Annotated in this window: 15 protein-coding genes; 11 read left to right on the forward strand and 4 right to left on the reverse strand. The window is 39.7% G+C overall.

Going from position 1 to position 21,177, the window contains the following annotated elements:
* Positions 1-11: 11 nt before the first annotated feature.
* On the reverse strand, positions 12-1,790 hold the full coding sequence (locus FJ444_RS17880; RefSeq protein WP_140960622.1) for a glycosyltransferase family 2 protein: 1,779 nt from the start codon (positions 1,788-1,790) through the stop codon (positions 12-14).
* Positions 1,791-2,217: 427 nt separating this feature from the next.
* Between FJ444_RS17880 and FJ444_RS17885 the strand changes: the two genes are divergently transcribed.
* From FJ444_RS17885 to FJ444_RS17920, 8 genes are all read left to right on the forward strand, one after another.
* Positions 2,218-4,962: a glycosyltransferase gene (locus tag FJ444_RS17885; protein WP_140960623.1), complete on the forward strand. Its 2,745-nt coding sequence runs from the start codon at positions 2,218-2,220 to the stop codon at positions 4,960-4,962.
* Between the two features lie 13 nt (positions 4,963-4,975).
* Positions 4,976-5,716: a sulfotransferase family 2 domain-containing protein gene (locus FJ444_RS17890; protein ID WP_140960625.1), complete on the forward strand. Its 741-nt coding sequence runs from the start codon at positions 4,976-4,978 to the stop codon at positions 5,714-5,716.
* Positions 5,709-8,126 (forward strand): WcbI family polysaccharide biosynthesis putative acetyltransferase, encoded by a 2,418-nt coding sequence (locus FJ444_RS17895; RefSeq protein ID WP_140960627.1) that lies wholly within the window; start codon positions 5,709-5,711, stop codon positions 8,124-8,126. Before FJ444_RS17890 ends, FJ444_RS17895 begins: the two co-directional genes overlap by 8 nt.
* A gap of 20 nt (positions 8,127-8,146) precedes the next feature.
* Positions 8,147-9,085 carry a UDP-glucuronic acid decarboxylase family protein gene (locus tag FJ444_RS17900; RefSeq protein ID WP_255439298.1) on the forward strand — a complete coding sequence of 313 codons (939 nt, stop codon included), beginning with the start codon at positions 8,147-8,149 and terminating at the stop codon, positions 9,083-9,085.
* 19 nt (positions 9,086-9,104) lie between these two features.
* Complete coding sequence (gmd, locus tag FJ444_RS17905; protein WP_140960631.1) at positions 9,105-10,139, forward strand: GDP-mannose 4,6-dehydratase; 1,035 nt, start codon at positions 9,105-9,107, stop codon at positions 10,137-10,139.
* A gap of 8 nt (positions 10,140-10,147) precedes the next feature.
* Positions 10,148-11,038: a GDP-mannose 4,6-dehydratase gene (locus FJ444_RS17910; protein WP_140960633.1), complete on the forward strand. Its 891-nt coding sequence runs from the start codon at positions 10,148-10,150 to the stop codon at positions 11,036-11,038.
* 1,027 nt (positions 11,039-12,065) lie between these two features.
* A complete protein-coding gene (locus FJ444_RS17915) occupies positions 12,066-13,280 on the forward strand; it encodes a methyltransferase domain-containing protein (RefSeq protein WP_140960634.1) in 1,215 nt (404 codons plus the stop codon).
* Between the two features lie 39 nt (positions 13,281-13,319).
* Positions 13,320-14,141 (forward strand): glycosyltransferase, encoded by an 822-nt coding sequence (locus FJ444_RS17920; protein ID WP_140960636.1) that lies wholly within the window; start codon positions 13,320-13,322, stop codon positions 14,139-14,141.
* A 46-nt stretch (positions 14,142-14,187) separates the two neighbouring features.
* Here FJ444_RS17920 and FJ444_RS17925 read toward each other — a convergent pair whose 3' ends face one another.
* From FJ444_RS17925 to FJ444_RS17935, 3 genes are all read right to left on the reverse strand, one after another.
* Positions 14,188-16,194: a glycosyltransferase gene (locus FJ444_RS17925; protein ID WP_140960638.1), complete on the reverse strand. Its 2,007-nt coding sequence runs from the start codon at positions 16,192-16,194 to the stop codon at positions 14,188-14,190.
* Positions 16,195-16,382: 188 nt separating this feature from the next.
* A complete protein-coding gene (locus tag FJ444_RS17930) occupies positions 16,383-17,288 on the reverse strand; it encodes a Hint domain-containing protein (protein WP_140960640.1) in 906 nt (301 codons plus the stop codon).
* Positions 17,289-17,335: 47 nt separating this feature from the next.
* Positions 17,336-18,160 carry a sulfotransferase gene (locus tag FJ444_RS17935; RefSeq protein WP_140960642.1) on the reverse strand — a complete coding sequence of 275 codons (825 nt, stop codon included), beginning with the start codon at positions 18,158-18,160 and terminating at the stop codon, positions 17,336-17,338.
* A gap of 174 nt (positions 18,161-18,334) precedes the next feature.
* Between FJ444_RS17935 and rfbA the strand changes: the two genes are divergently transcribed.
* The 3 genes from rfbA (at position 18,335) to rfbD (ending at position 21,164) form a co-directional block, all read left to right on the forward strand.
* On the forward strand, positions 18,335-19,213 hold the full coding sequence (gene rfbA, locus FJ444_RS17940; RefSeq protein ID WP_140960644.1) for a glucose-1-phosphate thymidylyltransferase RfbA: 879 nt from the start codon (positions 18,335-18,337) through the stop codon (positions 19,211-19,213).
* A 527-nt stretch (positions 19,214-19,740) separates the two neighbouring features.
* Positions 19,741-20,286, forward strand: a complete 546-nt coding sequence (rfbC, locus tag FJ444_RS17945) for a dTDP-4-dehydrorhamnose 3,5-epimerase (RefSeq protein ID WP_140960646.1) — start codon at positions 19,741-19,743, stop codon at positions 20,284-20,286.
* A 23-nt stretch (positions 20,287-20,309) separates the two neighbouring features.
* Entirely contained in the window at positions 20,310-21,164 is an 855-nt protein-coding gene (rfbD, locus tag FJ444_RS17950; protein WP_140960648.1) for a dTDP-4-dehydrorhamnose reductase, read from the forward strand.
* The last annotated feature ends 13 nt before the right edge of the window (positions 21,165-21,177 follow it).

Here is a 21,177-nt window from a genome sequence, read left to right on the forward strand (position 1 = left end):
TGTCTAATCCGTTACACACTTGCCGGTGACTCAATAAGTGAGCGCCATTTTGATTGGTGTTTTGTCGCGTTCAATATAACCACTTTCGTTCTGAAATCTTCTGTACCAGTAATACCGAAAGACTGTCTTTCCAAGTGTGTTAATTCCACTGTTGGTAGGTAGGCTACCTTTTTACCCGTGTTTCTAATCTTTAAACACAGATCTGAATCTTCAAAATCGCCGATTAAATAGTCTGTACTCCAGCCTCCAATATTATCAAAATCTACTCTACGCATAAGCATGCATGCCCCTGTTACCGAAGGACAGAAAGTAAGTTCCTTATTAGGATCGAGTTCAGGGTCGAGGCCCATATTGGGGTGGTGGTTAATCCATATGTTTAAATCGGTACGATACAGAAAAGTCATTCCAGCATGTTGAATCGAACCGTCTGCAAAAACTAATCGAGGTGTAATTACGCCAATTTCTTCATTACTCTCTATCGCTTGTTTCAGACTCTCCAGCCATCCAGGCTGTTGTGGGAAAACATCGCTGTTTAAGAATAGTAAGTAAGGGGCGTCTGCATATTCTGCTCCAAGATTATTGGCGCCTGAAAAACCTCTGTTAACACCGCCCCAAATTAGCTTAAAAGGTATTTTGTATAACTTGTAAAGGTTCTCGGCTAACGGTCTTATTGGAGCCAGTAAGTTTGGATCATCAACTACAAAAATCAGTTGCGCCTTTTCCTTTATATACGGGTCATCTGCAAAACTTAATAATTGGCTTTCCACGAAGTCAATCCGACCATAAAGTGGAATAATTATGCTCACGTCAGAGGAGGGAGATACACCGAATTCGTAAACTCGATGAGGTAATTTGGCAACTTCTGTTCCTCTCGCTTCCATTAAGTTCGCTATTATTAGTCCATCAAATTCATTAAAACGTGAACTGAGCAGGTGCATTGGCGTAGGGAGACCGAATAACCACTTGGCAGCATCTACCGGATTACTTCCAATATTGTCGGGAACAACTGATGCGAGTATGTGAATACCGCGTTCAGATAATCCTTTGAAAGTTAATTCCACACCTGCCTTAATGTTCTGTATCCGAATGGCAAAGCCGAGGTTAGCGCTAACCACTGGAATGGCAGAGTTTTGAAAAGCCTGGAAAACATCTTGTCTTGGATATTTATAAAAAGCATCAATGAAATACAGCGCTCCAAATTTATCTTCTGCCCAAATGATTTCAACACCGGCAGATAACATCCAACCGGTAATACATCCTTCCATACCGCTGTTAAAACAAACTGAAGCTTCGGGATTAAACTTTATAAATGGGTGTGGCGTGTCTTGTTCGTCTAAACCGTCAAGAAACTTTGCCCAACTTGTTAAATCGCTATTGTTTATTGCATCTTGCTTTGCTAATTGCGCTTCTGTATAGACTTCTGAGTTTGCGAACGACTTTGCTACTACTATTGGTGACATTTCAGTCATTCCAGCAATATCGAGATCAGGCTCTTTGAAAAGTCTGTGCTCATGCTTGCCATATACAACATAATGGAAAAACGGGTTTACGCCGCTTTGTTTTATATCAGGATTCAGTTTTAAATAGCCGTCTACAGAAAACCAATCACATGGGTCATACCCTTGCTTCCAGCCTTCTGTTAAAAAGTGATCAATTGCTTCATCATTCTCTTCCGAAATTCCATATGTTTCGCAATAGTAATGTTTGTCGAATTCCTCCGTGATAACTCTTTTCACATGGCTATCAGGCGACTCGGTTGTGACTGGTTTGCTTTTGCGAAGTTTGAGCACTTTCTTGTATTCCTTCAATTTTCATATTTAGTAGCGATTAGGCTGATACATTTTCCGCTTTAATCTTGTCAATTTAGCTATTTCATACACTGTATCTAGCTATCTTACAAACAATAGACGGCGGATTACGGACTCAATGTTTTGTGGCGCTACTATATCAAAATGAGTTTGATATTCCACATTTAACCCTTTGCTGCTTAAGTTTTGATAACTTGAGCCTTTATTGATTTCGATTATTAAAACGCGAATTTATAGCAAATGATTCACATAAATTTGTTATATCCATGACTAAAGTAGGTGCGTGAAGTACACTAGCAAACTAGGTTGTGATTCATTGCAGCACAATGAATATAATGGCAAACTCCCATTGCAGCCAAATACGTTGGAATAGATGCACGGGTCAAATGAGTAGATTGGAATAGTTACAATGGAAAAAGATGTAAATGTTGTTCAGGCTGACAAAAAAGCAGCCAAATATGCAGGTGGTTTTGATTCGTTAGACGGTGGCATCTTGGCCGGTTGGGCAGCCGACGCAAATAGTGCAGAGCCGCTGAAATTTGCCATTTATTGCAATGGTGCGTGTATAGGGAGTGGGGTTGCTAACCTAAATCGACCCGATTTAAAAAAGGCAGGTTTTCATGAAGGGTTACACGGCTTTAAAATTGAAGTTAATCAGGATCTGCTAATTCACGATATGCCTCTTCAGTTGCGAGTATTCGAATCTGACGCAGTTATCCCCAGCAATGCTTTTAAGGTAAATTTACTTGAACAACATTTTTGGGCCGAAGTCCAGTCTTTCCATAATGGTCAATTGTGGTTCTCAATAAAGTCAGAAGGCATTATCGGTAAAAAGACACTGGTATTTAGTAGCAATAATGTAAAGTTTGCAGAGTTAGAGATTGATACTAATAACGATGCTTTACAAGAGCATATTTGGCTACCGGCAAACCTCCTGGATGGTACCGCAAAACTCATAGAGATTGGAATGAAAGGCTATCCATTGTCTCTTGGTGGCGGTGAAATCCTCGCAAAAGCTATTTCAACACCTTGGCAATACATCAAAGACAGTTACCGAAATCCGGGCATTTTATCTTTATCAAACCAAGCAAATCACCGATACGAGTCTTTGCATTACCACTTAGAAGAGATTGCAAAAAATCGTTCACCTTTCAATGTTAGCAATCTAATTGCTATTCATAATGTTGTCGTTGAGGGCTACGAAGGGCGTAAAAAGTTTCCTTCATTCGAATTGCCAAAATTTGATAAGCCGGAAGTGAGTATTATTGTTCCAGCGTATAATAAGTTTGAACTGACTTATCATTGTATCGCATCGATAGCTTTATCATTTAACCATACTTCCTATGAAGTAATATTGGCTGATGACTGCTCAACCGACCAAACCACTAATGCTGAAGATATTATCGGGAATCTCGTTGTCTCGCGTAACAGTGAGAATCTGCGATTTTTGCGCAGTTGTAATGCTGCAACTGGATATGCAAAAGGCGAGTTCATTATTTTCTTAAATAACGATACCGAAACCACCTCCTACTGGATTGATGAACTGGTTAAACACTTCAAAGAATGTAATGGAGTGGGTCTTACAGGTTCGAAACTACTTAACCTTGATGGCAGCATGCAGGAAGCTGGTGGAATCGTCTGGGGTAATGGTCAACCTTGGAATGTTGGTCGTAATGCTAATCCAATGCAACCTGAATATAACTATGTGCGTGAGGTTGATTATGTTTCAGGTGCTGCTATGTGTATCCCCAAAGCGGTGTGGGAGGAAATAGGAAAATTCAGCGAGGAACTGGCACCTTGCTACTACGAAGACACAGATTTAGCCTTTAAAGTTAGAGATGCTGGATTCAAAACTCTGTATGTGCCAGCCTCAGTAGTTATTCACTTTGAAGGACAAAGTCATGGTACTGATGTCACTAAAGGTTTGAAGCGCTATCAGGTTGTAAATGAGAAGACGTTTCGAAGCAAATGGTTTAAAGCATTTAAGCATAATGGCAGCCCTTCTCTAGAAAATTTAAAAATTGAGAAAGACCGTAATATTGATCAGCGGGTTTTGGTAATTGATTATGCAACTCCAAATGCGTCGCGTGACGCCGGAAGTTATGCCGTCATTCAAGAAATGAAATTGATGATCGCCCTAGGATTTAAAGTCACTTTTGTTCCTGAAAACCTGGCATATTTTGGCAAGCATACGCAAGCATTGCAATCGCTTGGTATAGAAGTGCTTTACACGCCGTTTTATACATCAATGGACAATGTTCTCGATCGTCGACTAAATGAGTTCGATGCAGTGTATATTGTTCGTTATTATGTAGCTGAGAGATACCTTGCGAAGATTAAAAAAGCAAACAAAAAGGTATTATTTAATAACTGTGATCTTCATTTCTTGCGTGAATTCAGGAGTGCTTTAAAAGACGGAAGAGATGAAGAGAAGTTAAGAGCAGCGTTAACTACCAGAGAAAGAGAGCTTAACGTTTGCAATGAGGTAGACGCTGTACTTACTTACAATTTAACCGAACATGCTGTAATAACATCCCATATTTTAAATGCAGACAAACTGCATTTAACACCTTGGGTGCTTGAGAAAAAATGCGCCGGAAAAGCCTTTTCTGAAAGAGAAGGTATCGTCTTTCTAGGTGGCTTTGACCATACTCCAAATAGAGAAGCAGTTGACTATCTGGTTAGTACTATTATGCCTGCGCTCAGTAAAGTGCGACCCGAAATCATGCTTTATATTTATGGGAGTAATATTCCAGACGAAATTTACGAAAAGGAATGTGACAACGTTAAAGTTGTTGGATTTGCTGAACATTTGGATGATGTTTTCCATAACCATAAGGTGTTTATTGCACCGTTGTTGTCTGGTGCTGGCATTAAAGGGAAAGTTCTGGAGTCAATGGCCTATGGTTTGCCTGGCGTTATGTCTGATATTGCAACAGAAGGCACAGGTTTATCTCATTTGATAACCACTTACATTGCTGATGCTGAAGAAGATTGGGTTGATGGCATTATCAAACTATATGACGACGAAAAACTATGGAATCGATTATCTGAAAATCAACTAACGCTAGTTGAAAATAGCTTTTCTTTTGAAAGTGGATTACGCCGGTTTAGGGATATATGTGAATCCGTTAACCTCTTCTCAACTCACTAACTAAAGAAGATTTATGCGAAAAGTAATATTTCATTATCATTTGTTTAAAAATGCAGGAACCTCCCTCGATTTCGCTTTGCAGCAGCAGTTCTCGAAGCAGAATGGCGAGTGGGTAACTGCCGAGTTTCCTGCTCAGGAAGGTAAAAACAGAGCGATGGTTCGTGAATGGGTTGCAAAAAGTGAAAGCGCTAAGTGTTTTTCTTCTCACACCGCTTATCTACCCGTCCCCGTTATTGAGAACGTTGAAGTTTTTCCAATAATCTTCATTCGCCATCCAATTGATAGGATTGCCTCTGCCTATGCTTTTGAAAAAAAGCAAGGTGCAGGCACCTTTGGTTCAGTTCTTGCCCGAAATACAAATCTAAAAGGTTACATTGAAACTAGGTTATCTATTCCGTTGGATAGGCAATGCAGAAATTTTCATACTCAACGTTTTGCAACTAAATATCCCGCAGCAAATATATCTGAATTTGAAAAAGCTCAGAAGGCGGTTACCGAGTTGCCTTTTGTTGGTATGGTCGAAAAATTTAGTGAATCGCTGGCATTATTATCATCAAAATTAGGAGAGTTTGGCTTCGACGGTTTATCGTTAGAAGTATCAGAGAAAAATGTGAGTCAGAAAAAATCGCTATCACTGGAGGAAAAGATTGAAGGAATCGAGACTGAAATCGGGAGTGAGCTATTCTCAAAGTTAGTTGAAGCAAATCAGGAAGATTTGGCGTTACACCGAATTGTAAGTGAAATCTATGAGTAGAATTAAAATAGCCGTTATAGGAAATTGCCAAGCCAGACCCATCGCTGATATTTTAGAAAAAACAAATGAGAACATAGAAATTTCTTGCGTAATTATCGTTCATTTGGCAACCGACAAAGAAGCTGGAAAGTATACTGAGTTTTTAGAAAATTCAGATTACATTATCACTCAGGTAATCGCAGATAATTACCCCTGCCAATTCGTTACAACTAAGAATATTTTAAGAAGCTATTCAAACAAAGTAGTGAAGATAAATAACCTGTTTTACAACGGTTATTTCCCCGATTTTAGGTATCTGAGAACTTCAAAAGGGAATCTTGCTGGGCCTTTGACTGATTATCACTCAGAGTTTATTGTTAAGTGTTATCAAGCTGGTTTATCTGCGGAGTTTACTAAGCTCGGATTTGAACAGAAAAATGTTAGGGTAAGGGCGTATCCGAATCATATCAAAAGCTCTTTGAACGAACTTAAAGCTAGGGAAAATGCTGCTGATGTGAAAATTTGTGATTATTTAGAGGAACAATTAAATACAAACAATGTCCTGTTTCATACATTTAATCACCCGAATGCAGCGCTGCTTGTAAAATATGCTAATCGCATACTTGAATATTTATCTCTAACTTTTGATGATACATTTTCTCTAGCTTGGGAGCCCTTGGGGCAAGTAAAACTTCCCGTTGTTACAAACAGTAGTGATTTATCTATTACAAATAAGATAGAAGGGTTTGAATTGCTATTAGGCGCTGAAAAAATATCTCTGGGAAGTAAATTTCACTATGAGTTAGATGACTTAATCAGTCGCTATTTTGAAGCCTATGACCATTATTCTGCAATTTACCACAAAAACATTCTTAACGAAGTGAAACTTTCTGCCTTGACACTTTCAGATATTTTCACTCTGATTGAAAATGTTGAGTTATCAGAAGCTGATTTGAAGCTCGCTTTGCATTTAGATGTGGGTGATCAAGTTCAGGCGCCATACATTTTCATGAAATCCTTGGTGTTCTACCTGAGGGAAGGGTGTTTGGCGCAGTCTAAGCTTATCGTTGATGTAATGGCTGAGAAATTAGACATCTTTGATAGTGAGTTTCTAGATAACTTATGTGACAAATTGGTTGTATGTCGGAATACAGAAATACAATTACGGTTTCTAAAAAAATGCGCTCATTTAGTAAAAATAGACGACGGTAAATCTACAAAGTCTCTCTCTAAATTAATTGACAGCTTATTTGCCAATAATGGCTTTAGTGTAGTCAGTGCTATCGATAGCAATACTATCGCTACACTACAATCTCTTGATATCGACCTTAGCGATTATTTTACTGAACTTGAAAGCATTAAATCTGCCAGTTTTACGACGAGAACAATTGGTTCAGATATAATAGTCACAGAGCATCCTGCTGAAGAAGCAGTGGTCTGCAGAACTGAAAACGCTGCAGAAGAGCACTATATTTACGCATCTAAATTTGGTGTGAAAAAGGCGACAAAAGTAATAAACCTTAAGGGCGGTTATTTAACCCTCGATTTTTCAAAGCGTTATCAATTTTGTTTCTATTTTTTTGATGGTAATAGCAACTTTCTTCCTGAGTTATCGTATGGAGACCAGCCATTTTTAGATAGTAAAGCAATGCTTATTCGCGAAAAGGTGGCATTTTGTGAAGACCGCTTTACGGTATTTAATATCTGCCATTATTTATTAGATAAAATTGGACGAATCGCTGAGTTTGACGGTGAGGATATAAACTCATTTTTGTTTTTCCACCAAAATCCTTACACCGATTATATTAGTAAAGGATTAGGTGTTGAGCAATTTAACATCAACCTTTTAAAAAAGTTTAAATACGTCACGTTGAAGTTCGACGAACTATTCGTATCCTCCAATAGCACTACCGATTTCGTTCATCCAGCTCAAAATTTTCCAAAGAGGGTTAACCAGCAAATTACTCGCCTTAAATCGACCATAAACAGTGGTAGTAATCACGAAAGGATTTTTATTGACAGAAATGGTGGTAATTCACGTACTGTTATAAATTACGAAGAGCTAAAAGAGCTGTTAGAAGAGAAGCAGTTTCAGATTGTAAGATTAGAAGAACTTAATGTTGCAGAACAACTCGCCACTTTTAAAAATGCGAAGTTAGTTTTAAGTGTACATGGCGCTGGTCTCACAAATGTTATGTTTGCCCCTGGTGATGTAAAGCTCGTTGAACTTATGCCACCATTGTGTGCTTCGCCTTCGTTTTGGATGATGGCCTGTGGGCTCGGTTTGGATTATTATTCGATTCTGTGTGAAGACAGTGAATACCCCGTTCCGGATTATTCTGATTGGAAACATGATGTAGCTAGATTTAATCGAAGAAATGTCATCGTTCCTATTGAAAAGCTAGATGCTTTATTAAATTCAATTATATAAACAATATTGCAGGAATTATTTTGAAAGATCGTATATTAGTTACCGGTGGAGCCGGGTTCTTAGGGTCGCATCTTTGTAAACGATTATTGGATGAAGGTAACGAAGTTGTCTGTTTGGATAATTACTTCACCGGTAGTAAATCTAATATCGTCGAGTTATTAGAAAATCCGTATTTTGAATTATTAAGACATGATGTGACCATGCCGTTATATGTCGAAGTTGATCAGATATATAATTTAGCTTGTCCCGCTAGTCCAGTTCATTATCAATATGACCCAGTCCAAACGACAAAAACAAGCGTACATGGTGCGATCAATATGCTTGGTTTGGCCAAGCGAACTGGTGCTAAAATTTTTCAGGCATCAACAAGCGAAGTTTATGGCGACCCTGAAATTCACCCTCAACCAGAATCTTATTGGGGTAAGGTAAATCCTATTGGCATTCGAAGTTGCTATGACGAGGGTAAGCGCTGTGCAGAAACGTTGTTTTTTGACTATCACCGCCAGCATAATCTCGATATTAAAGTTGTCAGAATCTTTAATACTTATGGGCCGAACATGAACCCATCTGATGGTAGGGTTGTTAGCAACTTTATTGTTCAGGCGTTAAAAGGTGAAGATATCACGATTTACGGAGATGGAAGTCAAACCAGAAGTTTTTGTTATGTAGACGATTTAATTGAGGGTTTTATTCGCTTAATGAATACCCCTAAAGGTGTTACCGGGCCAGTGAATATCGGCAATCCTGGGGAATTCACAATGCTTGAACTTGCGGCCAAAATTATTGAATTAACAAATTCTTCAAGTAAGTTAGTTCAGCTCCCTCTGCCTCAGGACGATCCCAAACAAAGAAGACCTGATATTAGTCTCGCAAAAGAGCTTTTAAACTGGGAACCAAAAATTGAGTTAGAAGAAGGTTTGAAGAAAACCATTAACTACTTCGAAAAAATCGTGCTTTGACAGATAGAGAATAAGAAAGATGAAAAATGTAATTGTTACTGGGGTCACAGGGCAAGACGGGGCTTATTTGGTTGAGCTACTATTAGGGAAAGGGTATAAGGTTTTTGGCACATTCAGGAGAACCAGTTCAGTTAATTTTTGGCGTTTAGATGAAGTTAACATGTTAAATCATCCAAATTTAGAGTTACTGGAATATGATTTGACTGATTTAAGTTCGAGCATACGTTTAATTGAAAAGACTCAGGCTGAAGAAGTGTATAATTTAGCGGCTCAAAGTTTCGTTGGAGTGTCTTTTGAGCAGCCGGTTACTACTGCGGAAATTACTGGAATTGGTGCTGTAAATTTGCTTGAAGCAATCCGTATAGTAAATCCAAAATGTAAGTATTACCAAGCATCCACTTCTGAAATGTTTGGGTTGGTTCAGCATATCCCGCAGTCTGAAGACACGCCGTTTTATCCCAGAAGTCCATATGGCGTAGCGAAACTTTACGCGCATTGGATGACCGTTAACTATCGGGAGTCTTACGATATATTTGCAGCAAGTGGCATATTATTTAATCACGAGTCGCCACTGCGAGGCCGCGAATTTGTTACCCGTAAAATAACAGATAGCATAGCTAAAGTGTCATTAGGTCAAATCGATAAGTTTGAACTAGGTAACTTAGATGCAAAGCGAGATTGGGGGTTTGCTAAAGAATACGTTGAAGGAATGTGGCGTATGCTGCAAGCAGACGAACCTGACACATTTGTTTTAGCAACTAATCGAACTGAAACGGTGAGAGATTTTCTCGCTATGAGTGCTAAGGCGGTAAATATAGACCTGGAATTTACAGGTAGTGGTATTAACGAAAAGGCAATCGACGTAAGCACGGGAAAAACGATTGTTTCAATCAATGAGAAGTTCTATCGACCGGCTGAAGTTGACTTGCTCATCGGTAACTATGAAAAGGCCGAAAAAGTACTGGGATGGAAGCCAAAGACAACGTTGGAAGAATTATGTCGGTTGATGGTAGAAGCGGATGTTAAGCGCAACACAATCGGTTTTTCATTTTAAGGTCGATAATGAAAAAGGTTCTGGTAACAGGTTTAGATAGCTTCACTGGCTACTATGTCAATGAGCTTTTGGTTTCTGCTGGATATGATGTATTCGGTTATTGCCGGCAGAATCCAAATAATGATGCTCAAATTATACAAGGCGATTTACTTAGTCCGGATAGACTTGAAGCAGCAGTTAAGCAAGTTCAACCCAATTTTGTAATTCATTTGGCAGCTGTATCATCGGTACAGCATTCTGATAAACTTGATATTTATCGGACGAATGTCATTGGAACGCTAAACCTTCTTGAAGCGATAAAAAAAGCGAAAGTAGGTATAACTAAAATCATCCTAGCCAGTTCGGCGAATATTTATGGGAATAAAACAGAAGGGATGATTAGTGAAAGTCACCCTGCAGAACCTGTTAATGAATATGCTGCGTCTAAAGCTGCTATGGAAATGGCGATCAAACCATATGCTATGCAGCTACCAATAACAGTTGTACGTCCTTTTAATTACACTGGTGTATCACAAAGTCGAAATTTTTTGATCCCGAAAATAGTAAGTCATTTCGTTGAAAAGAAATCAGTATTGGAACTCGGAAATATTGACGTTTCTAGGGATTTTTCTGATGTGCGTGACATCTCACAATACTATGTCGGCTTACTCGAAAATGAGGAAGCGATAGGAAAAATATTTAATCTATGTAGTGGTGTTAGTCACAAACTTGCGGATGTTATTGGCTATTTAGAATCAATTTCAGGGCATAGACCAGAAATTAAGATTAACCAGGATTTTGTTAGAAAAAATGATGTAAAAGTATTGTTAGGCGACAATACCATCCTGCTAAAAACCATTCATAAAAAGCCCAACTATACATTGATGAATACACTTGAGTGGATGTATTTTTCAAAATAAGCTTAACCGTTAGTGCACTTTTAAAAAGTTATCTACATAAACAATATGATAAAAATTGATATAATTACAAAGTGTTAGATATGCTCCGGACCGGTAGATGTTTCTTAACCGAATCTGGAGACAGTCGATGAGATTTTTTAGGTTCCCAATTATTTGTGGATGAGAATATATTAATCGAACCCCATGTCGGTTTTCTTAGGGGGAATGCTTTGAAAACAATAGGTTCTTTCAGTTATGTCAATTCACCATTAACTACAAAACCCATCTCGATCGGGAGATATTGTAGTATTGCTGGGGGGAAGTTCAAGGGCCAGAACATCCGTTGGATAGAATTACTACTTCGACCATCATTTGTCATGCCAAAGCGGCTATTTTTTCAGAAGCGATCAAGGACAATGATTCAAGTTTCCAATAGGAACCTAAATTCCATGGGCGTGGGGTACAGCTCATTCTGATAGAGCATGATGTATGGATAGGAGAAAACGTTATATTATGTCCAGGAGTATAAATAGGCACTGGTGGTGTAATTCGTTCGAATTCTCTTTTCACTAAGGATGTGGAACGTTATACGATTGTTCCACTTCGGAATTGAATTCGCGGGATATTATTAAACAATTGTTTGATATGAAGTGGTGGGAATACGCCTTCTTCGACTTTGGTAATCTCAAGGCTGATATGCATATTGAAGAATTTTTGGTTTATTTAAAAGACCGTATAGAAAATCCTGAATTGAAAAGGTATTGCCCTCCAGCGATTTCAATTGACGACTTTTTAGCTTGTAATGAATAGAACTATTTATCATTGAAATTAATTCCAATGCAGAGGTTGTTTTCGACTAATCTGTAGCGTTGGAATGATGATGTTTTATATCTGCTGTTAGAGTGCAAAGTAGGTGATTAAATCTAGAATTTTTGTTCGGTGCTATGAATAGATTTAAAATAAATCATTGTTGTAGGCGTTATTCATACAGACTGCGAAGTAAGTGTGAAGATTAACGGAGTATACAATATGACAAAAGGGCATAAAAATGCATTGGCAAGCTTATCAATTTGTTTCAGCTATTCGAACGTGCTTTCCTTCCCATTTTCGAAACAAATCTGTTTTAGAAATAGGCTCCCATTCGGTAAATGGTAGTATTAGAGATTTGTTCGATACGGAGGACTACACTGGTTTGGATTTATCTGAGGGTGAGGGCGTTGACGAAGTTATTTCCGGTCATCTTTACAGTTCTGATAAGCGATTTGACGTTGTAATTTCTTGTGAATGTTTTGAGCACAATCCATATTTTGTGGAAACATTTGAAAATATGATAAATCATCTTGCCGAAGATGGTTTACTCATTTTTACATGCGCTACTACCGGGAGGCCGGAGCATGGTACAAGTCGAACAGATCCCTCGATGTCACCGGGTACTTCCTCGTTAAATTGGGACTATTATCGAAATCTAACAGAAGCCGACTTTAAAGGCTTTGGTAAAGAGCTTAGCGGTTCCCTTTTTTTTACTAATGAATATTCGCAAGATCTTTACTTTATTGGTGTCAGATCAGATTCACTGGTAAAGCAATTGAATAAATCCACGCCCGATCTCAATAGTTCTATTAATGCTTACCGTGAAATAAGTCGAGATAAGATGACTGTTTTTTCTCAATTCACAAGCATTAAAAATAACTTATTTTGCCCGGATTTTATTTTTTACACTTATAATCAACTGAAAACTTGCGGAATTGTTCAAAATGAAATTTTCAGTAGATCAGTAAGACAATCGTATATTTACTGGCCTAATAATGCCAAAGTAAATTTTGTGTTGGCAAAGATATTAGATAATGAAGAGAATTTAGATGCTGCATATTTGTATAGAAAGGCTTATTTATATGCAAATGGTAACGCGTTTTTTAGTAACGCGTACGCAGATTTTCTGGCTGGTATCTACGATTACAAAAATGCTCTCAAAGTGTTAATGGAAATTCCTCATGTTGTAGAGCAAACGGGTCTCGTTATCAAGGTGGTAAATTTGCAAGTGAAGTTAGGTGAATTTAGCAGATCTCTTGAATTCATAGAAAGAGCATTAGATGTTCAACAGAATAACCCTTTGCTTTTGAATTCTAAGCTTAATATTTATCAAAAAAGTGGTGCTGATCGAAACTTAATCAGATCGTTGGCTGATAAAATTTTATTAGAAAGTAATCCACCAGAATGGGTGGAATCGCGTTGCCGAAGTGTACTGATGGGGCTCGGTAGTTGATGTTAAGGCGTAAGTTATTGAACTTCCGAATTGGTAGTTATGAAAATTTCAGCATTTGTTATTAATTACAATGGGATAGATACCATTGAGGCATGTTTAACTTCACTGGCATTTGCCGATGAATTGATAGTGATTGATAAAGGCTCATCTGATGGTAGCGAGCTGGTGTGTAAAGAGTATGCAACAAAATATGTTGAAGTGCCTTGGTCACCGACAGTTGAGCCTACTAGAAATGTAGCATTGGAGTACTGCCAATTTGACACCATCGTTTTTCTTGATTGTGACGAAGTCCTTTCTGTGGGGGCTATAAAGTTTATTCAAGAAAATGTGTTGCTAGATAGCTTTGATATTATTGAGCTGCCGTTTAAAAATTTTATATTAGGTACGTTTTCAGAGACTGCATATTACTGGCCAACTAAGCATTCTAGGGTGTTTAAAAAAGATAAATTGATATTTGGTGACAAAGTTCATGGCGGGTTAGAGTACCATTCTAAGAACATTTTAAAAGCAGCCTTTGATTCTGACGTTTTTGTTTATCACTTGTCGCATGCTGATACCAAAACATGGGTAGAGAAGACAAATCGCTATACAGAACAGATAGAAAGATCGCATTCTTATCAAACTAATATGGATCTTCTTAAGTACGCCAGTGATAGATTTATGTTTTGGACAAGCAAGCTTCAGGATGATAGTAAAAAGTATGATGAAGCGGTTGTTCTGTTGCGGTATGTTTATGATATTGTCGATGCAGTGAAACTTTTTGAAACAGAAGAGTTAAAAAACAAACCGGGAAAATTTCGGGATATTTCTTTGGAATTAAAAGCTCAACTTGACGAATTCTTCACTAATAGCAACCGATAAGATACTTCGATAGCTAGTTTTTATAACTAAATTGACGTAACAAAAGTTACAACTGCATAAAATTAACCCAACCCAAATGCTGTTTCCCTGGATAATTACAGTGCGTTGTTACCTCTTTTCTGAACTCCTCCGGCTTCCAGATGTGCACATCGGGAACTTGTTGGTGCTCAGTGCACCATTCAATATATTCGGCCAGGCTCGAAATTAATAATCCTGGCCCGGTTTTAAACCAGGTCATTACTTGTAATCTGTTATTCAATGCATACTTAGCGCGTTCTAACGCTGCGCCTATTACAGGGTGTTTGGGGGCTACTGCGATAAAGTTGTTGCCTACTCCATAAGGCTCTTTCATTAAGATTAGGTTTTTATCTGTATCTAATAGCGAGAATAAATCGCCCACAAGAATATCATCTGCATCTGCATAAATACCGCCATGTTCCCAAAGGTAACACAACCTGAAATAATCTGATTGCTCTGCAGGTAAAGCACATTTATTCATTGTCGCTGCAAAGTTGTCTATGTATCCTTTAAAAAAGGCATTTGCTGAACTTGTGCTGAAACAATCATAAGCAAAACCGGGGGCTGTACTCCAGGTTTGCATATTCAGGTTGATTTGTCTGGGTTTGATTTTCGTATTCCAAAATTGCACTACTTTTAACGGTATAGAATTAGGACTTTCTGTATTTATATTTTGTTGGGTATCTAATGATTGATAGTAAATACTTACAGTATCTATACATTTACCAAATTTCGATTTTTCCTGAAAGTTATCTGGAGCAAGCGCAGCTTTACATATTTTCACATTCAATGACGTACGATTACCTGATACAAGCTCTGATGACATGACCTTTTGAATTTGTTCTAACTTCAAACCATCTAAATTGGTACATTCTGTATAGCTTTGGTAAACCACATCTGGCAGTTTGTGTATTAACTGCTGTTCCAATAAGCCTTCAGCTTTTTGTAAAACTTCTCGATAATTGCATTCAGCATAATCTATGTCGAAATTTGCTTGGCGCATAGGGTCTAGTTGAGCAAACAATTCCGGGTAGTGCGTTGCCAACTTTCGGGCCTGTATAAACATGCCTTGTCGAAAATGAGCAGTTAATAACATATTTAAATGGTGAGCGGTTTCTCCCACTCCTAGTGCTGAAGTTAACAAATGCCTATACAGTGGCAATTGTCCTGCTGAAGTGAATATGTCAAAACAAGAGGGTAGTAGTGAAATAATTTGATGTGTGGGTAATTTAAGTAAGTATTGTAGTGCATAGTTTGCACCAAATATCAGATCATAAGCTTGAATTACAAATACTTCCTGCTTAACTTTTGCAACTTTATTTTTGAAAATGCGAATTGTATTTAGCAGTTCTTTAGCTGTTAGATATTTTGTATTGAGTTGCAAGATATTAATTGCACAAGCCGTTTCTAATTTGTTTGTTTTGTTTGCGTATAATAATAATTGAATACAAGCTTCCCGGGAGGCTTGTTTCACTTTACTGTTGATTAGTGCAAGAGCATGGCGATACAACAAAACATCGTCGAAAGGTAACTTTTCATGGAGTGATGCTGCAAATTCAACCGCCTGATCATAAAGTTTTAATTGATTTAACGAATCTAGCTTCGCCAGCAAGACCCAGCGGTCGTTAGGTAATAGCGCTGAAAGTTCATTTAGAATAACGAGTGCTTGTTGAGGATTATCTTGCTCGTTGAGCAAACTAGCCTTCACTAAGAGGAGTTGTTCCTTGTCTTCGCATGATGCCAGGCCTTCGTTTAAAGTGTTTATAGATAACTCATTTTCTTTTTGTCGGTTATATAGCTTTCCAAGTCCAATATAGGCCCATGAGAGATTGGGATTTTGTGATATAAGTTGTTGATAAATATTTAACGCCTCAGGCAATCTGTTGAGTTGTGTTAGTGCATCTGCCTGTTTCAGCCGGACTGTGGCGTCATCTTTCCACTCTTCATTTGTTTCACTAACTCTTTCTATAATCTGGGTAAACTGTGCATTTTCTAACAAATTATCCAATTCACTGATAAACGATTCAAATTCCATAGTGCCCGCAATTTTATGAAGCCAAAACAAAAATTCGTATAAACGATACTGCTTTATAGTTAGCAAAGGCGTTTATGGTTTAATACTAGGTTATAGGAGGGCGAATGCAAATCAGAGGTTTTATAAGGCAAAGCAGTGCTCTATCTTGATTAACAGAGCACTAGCATTTAATAATTCTCACCAAGGCTTTATTTCAGCGTTAGCGGGTTATTACTGTTCGCTACTAACGCCGCCCAGTCAGTAGAAGTAGTCGTTATCCCCAGTTGCGTTTTTAACGCGTCTGGCAAAAGTAAAGAATCAGTTATTCGTGGGACATTCATCTCGGGAATAATCCGTTCCACGCCATAAAAATCTACGTACTCCTGATAATTATCGAAAGAGCGCCGGTCTGGTGCATCAACAAAAGTTTCGGCTGCGAGACCATTGGCAATGATGGCTTCATGTTCATCAGTCTCAATATGCCAATAGGTGAAGCTTTCAGGCATTTCACTCATAGGTATATATCTGATACTGGTGTCATTACATAATGCACTGGCATTTATAAGTACATTGTCGATGAGTAATGCGTGCGAACCCGTTAAGTAAAGGTCCTGGTTCGGTTTGTTAGTGCCAAAAGTATGGGCTGAGATACATACAGGCTCGTGCTGAGCCGATGCTTTAAACCCTCTATGAATAGTTTGGTAGCCCATCCATCTGATTTTACTTACCTTGCCAGTAGACGTAACAACTGCATCCCCAATTTTTAGTGTTTCTATAGCAGCTTTACCCTGTGGAGTGCTTATCTGTGTCCCTTCTAAAAAACAATAGACGTATGTTTCGCTGGTATTCACGCTTAAAGTCGTGCCTGACGTATATGACGTATTCGAGAGTAAATATTTATTGCCTCCGCTTTCAATGATTATTCCATTGGGCGTTGTTCCTCGAAATGTATAGCTGAAAGAGAAAAGTGTAAGGCTACTTCCTACAGTGGTGCTACCATCTGTTGAACCGTCACTGTTATCAGATACGGTGTAGCTCCCGGAAAAGCTACTTGTGTCAGTTTGGTAGTCAGTGCCTAACAATGTTAAAAATGTAAACGTCTCTTGTGTAGCCATTTCGTCTTCCTCATTTTTCAATTCATTAATGTGTTATGAATATTAGATTAGTTTGAATCAGGCTCAATAATTCTGGCAGCGGAATTTTTCATAGAGCGCCAAAACGATTTACTACTGTGCTCCTTAAAGATATCTGGCGGTAGAATTGTTTTTCTTTTGCGAACAGTTACAGTTTTGTGTACCCGATGAAGTCCGTCCATACCCAAATTGGCGTCAAATGCTGGCGCATCGTAACTGACATCACTGAAATTGTGTTCGAAGTAATCCTCTTCTAAAAAAGAATAAATAAGCCTGAACACTTCTTCCGGTCTGGCTACCAATAAATCATAGTCTACTAGCATTAGTCTATCCGCGTAATCTGAATAGCAAGCTTCCCTGAGTGCATGCCATGCATACCCGACCAAACCATTAGCGTTTGCCATTGCTTCAACCCTTGAATAAACCGTTGCACGTTGTTGGGCATTAGCGAAGATACGGGTGTTTTCAAAAGGATTATTTCTAAACTGGCGTTCCATCGAGTCCATGATCCATGCAACATCTCGCACCAGGCAGATTACCTTAGTGTAGGGGAATACCGACAACAGTGCGGGCAATTTGGCCGTCCAGCTTCTATTCGTATCAAATATTAGTTCTTCTTTATTTTCAGAGTAGTAACTTTCAAATAGGCCTTGTAGCAACCGTTTTCGTTGTTCGGCGGTAACCATGCTAGCCATCTCTGTACCAGCTGATACTTGTGAGATCATTCCCTCAAATAACCCTGCGATTGGACCACTCATTGATGCGTGAAATCGTGGATTTTGTTTCAAAATTGCTGCTGTAAGAGTGGACCCGGAACGAGGAAGGCCAGATATAAAATAATATTGTCGCTTCAAAAATTATTCCCATCGTGTGTTTTCAACCAAATTAGCAAATTTGTTTGAATAGTCAAAAGCTCATTACTGTTTAGTCTTCGTCCTTTATCTTTGACCTTAAATCCATTTATACTAGTCGCAGCGGAGCCTTGTTGAGTTCCTATATTTTTGTAAAAGCTGTAACTGGGAAATGAAATGAGAAAAGGAATAATCCTCGCTGGCGGTTCAGGCACGCGCTTGCACCCGTTAACGAAAGTCGTAAGTAAGCAACTTATGCCTGTTTACGATAAGCCCATGATATATTACCCGTTATCTACATTAATGATGTCGGGTATTCGCGATATTCTCATCATTACCACGCCGGAAGAACAAAGCAGATTTGTAGATTTGCTGGGTGATGGCAAAGCTTGGGGTTTGAACCTTCAATATGCAGTTCAGCCTTCTCCGGATGGTCTTGCTCAGGCTTTCTTAATCGGTGAGCAATTTATCGGAAATAATAGTTGTTCATTAGTTTTAGGTGACAATATCTATTACGGTCATGACCTGCGCCTTTCTTTGAAAAATGCGTATGGTCAAACTCACGGTGCAACGGTATTCGGATACCACGTGAATGACCCCGAGCGTTACGGCGTGGTTGATTTCGACAACGACTGGAACGCCCTTTCAATCGAAGAAAAGCCAGCTAAGCCTAAATCTAATTATGCAGTTACAGGGTTGTATTACTACGACAATCGCGTGGTGGACTTTGCTAAAGAAGTTAAACCTTCACCTCGCGGTGAATTGGAAATCACCGACCTGAACAACATGTACCTGCAAGATGGCTCGCTTAAAGTAGAGCTAATGGGTCGTGGCTCAGCCTGGCTGGATACTGGCACGCTGGATAGTTTGTTGGATGCAGCAAACTTTGTGGCAGCTATTGAAAAGCGCCAGGGCCTGAAGATATGTTGCCCCGAAGAAGTGGCTTATCGCATGGGGTACATCGACGCCGAGCAGTTAGAAAAACTGGCCGCTCCGCTTAAAAAGAGTGGCTACGGCGATTACCTGTTAAAAGTGATTCACGACCGGGTTAAGTGACGAGTTTATACCTCATTATTAGGATGATGCGATAGATGTAGTTCTCGACGACGGGGAACTCGTATAACTCCAGTTATAATGGGCCCTTTAGATTTCGTCATCCCCGCGAAGGCGGGGATCTCTATGCGGTCTGGTAATATTGCGGCGAATTGAGATTTGAGAGGTCCCGGATAATTGCTGCGCAATTTCCGGGAAGACGGGATGTGTAATTACCGGGATGTCAGGGTAGAAGTAAATCCCTATGACGGGAACTCTTATAACACGGTTATAATGGGCACTATAGATTTCGTCATCCCCGCGAAGGCGGGGATCTCAATGACAGGCTGGTAATATTGCGACGAATTGAGATTTGAGAGGTCCGGATAATTGCTGCGCAATTTCCGGGATGACGGGATAGATTTAATTCCAGGATTCCAGGATTCCAGGATTCCGGGATAGGCATAATTTCGGGAAGAGGGAAAAGACGCCATTTCCGATATGATGGCTTAGGTCGATGCCCGGGATTCCAAGAGGTAAAAGAATAAACAATGCAAGTAATTAAAACCGACATCCCTGATGTCAAAATTATTGAGCCACGTGTGTTTGGTGACGAACGTGGCTTTTTTATGGAAACCTTTCGCACCGATTGGTTTAAGGCTGAATGCGCCGACGTGGATTTTGTGCAAGACAATCATTCTAAATCCAAGCAGGGTATTCTGCGTGGATTGCACTATCAGCTTAAGCAAACGCAGGGTAAGTTAGTACGCGTAGTGTCGGGCGAAGTGTTTGATGTTGCCGTAGACATGCGCAAAGATTCAGCCACGTTTGGTAAATGGGTTGGCGTATATCTGTCGGCTGAGAACAAACGCCAGTTATGGGTGCCTGCCGGGTTTGCTCATGGCTTTTATGTTACCAGTGAATCGGCTGAGTTTGTGTACAAGTGTACCGATTATTACCATCCGGAGTCGGAGGTGTCGGTTAGGTACAATGACCCTACCATTGGTATTGAGTGGCCGCTGGTGAATGGCGAAGCGCCGTCGTTGTCGGGCAAAGATGCCAACGGCACTGCGTTTGTCGACGCCCCAACATTTTAAGCCCGTTTGTTAAAGGAATACTGATGTCGCAACTGGTAGTGATTGGAAAAAGTGGTCAGTTAGCCTGGGAAATCGCGCGGCGGGTGCCAGATGCTGTTTGTTTAGGGCGTGAAGATATGGATATCACGTCGGTAGCCAGTATTGCTAATACACTGGATAAGCTAGCGCCTGCCGCGGTCATTAATGCGTCTGCGTATACCGCGGTGGATAAAGCCGAAAGCGATGAAGCCAATGCGTATTTGTTGAATCAAACCGCCGTGGCCAATCTGGCCTCGTATTGCAAAGCCAACAACGCGTTTTTTGTGCACGTATCCACCGACTACGTATTCAACGGTGAAAAGGGCTCGCCTTACACGGTAAACGATACCATTGCGCCGCAAGGCATGTACGGTAAAACCAAAGCCGCTGGGGAAGCAGAAGTAAAAGCCATTCTGCCTGCACAAAGCGCCATTATTCGCACCTCCTGGGTGTATTCGGCGCACGGCAATAACTTTGTAAAAACCATGCTGCGATTGATGGCTGAAAAGCCGCAACTGGGTGTGATTGACGACCAGATTGGCAGCCCAACCTGGGCGAAGGGGCTAGCGCAAGCCTGTATTGAAGCCGCCACACAACAACATGCCGGTGTTTTTCATTGGTCTGACGAAGGCGTGTGCAGTTGGTATGACTTTGCTGTTGCCATTCAGCAATTGGGACTAGAAAAAGGGCTGCTAAGTCAGGCCGTGCCAATAAATCCTATTCCCAGCAGTGCGTACCCTACACCGGCTAAACGCCCCCATTACAGCGTGTTAGACAAAACCCTCACACGCGAAACGTATACAACCCCTCTTACACACTGGCGCGAACAGCTCAGCGCCATGATGGATGAGCTGGTGTAATAGCAAGAGAAAT

Source organism: Aestuariibacter sp. GS-14 (genome assembly GCF_006494365.1).
GTDB lineage: Bacteria > Pseudomonadota > Gammaproteobacteria > Enterobacterales > Alteromonadaceae > Alteromonas > Alteromonas mangrovi.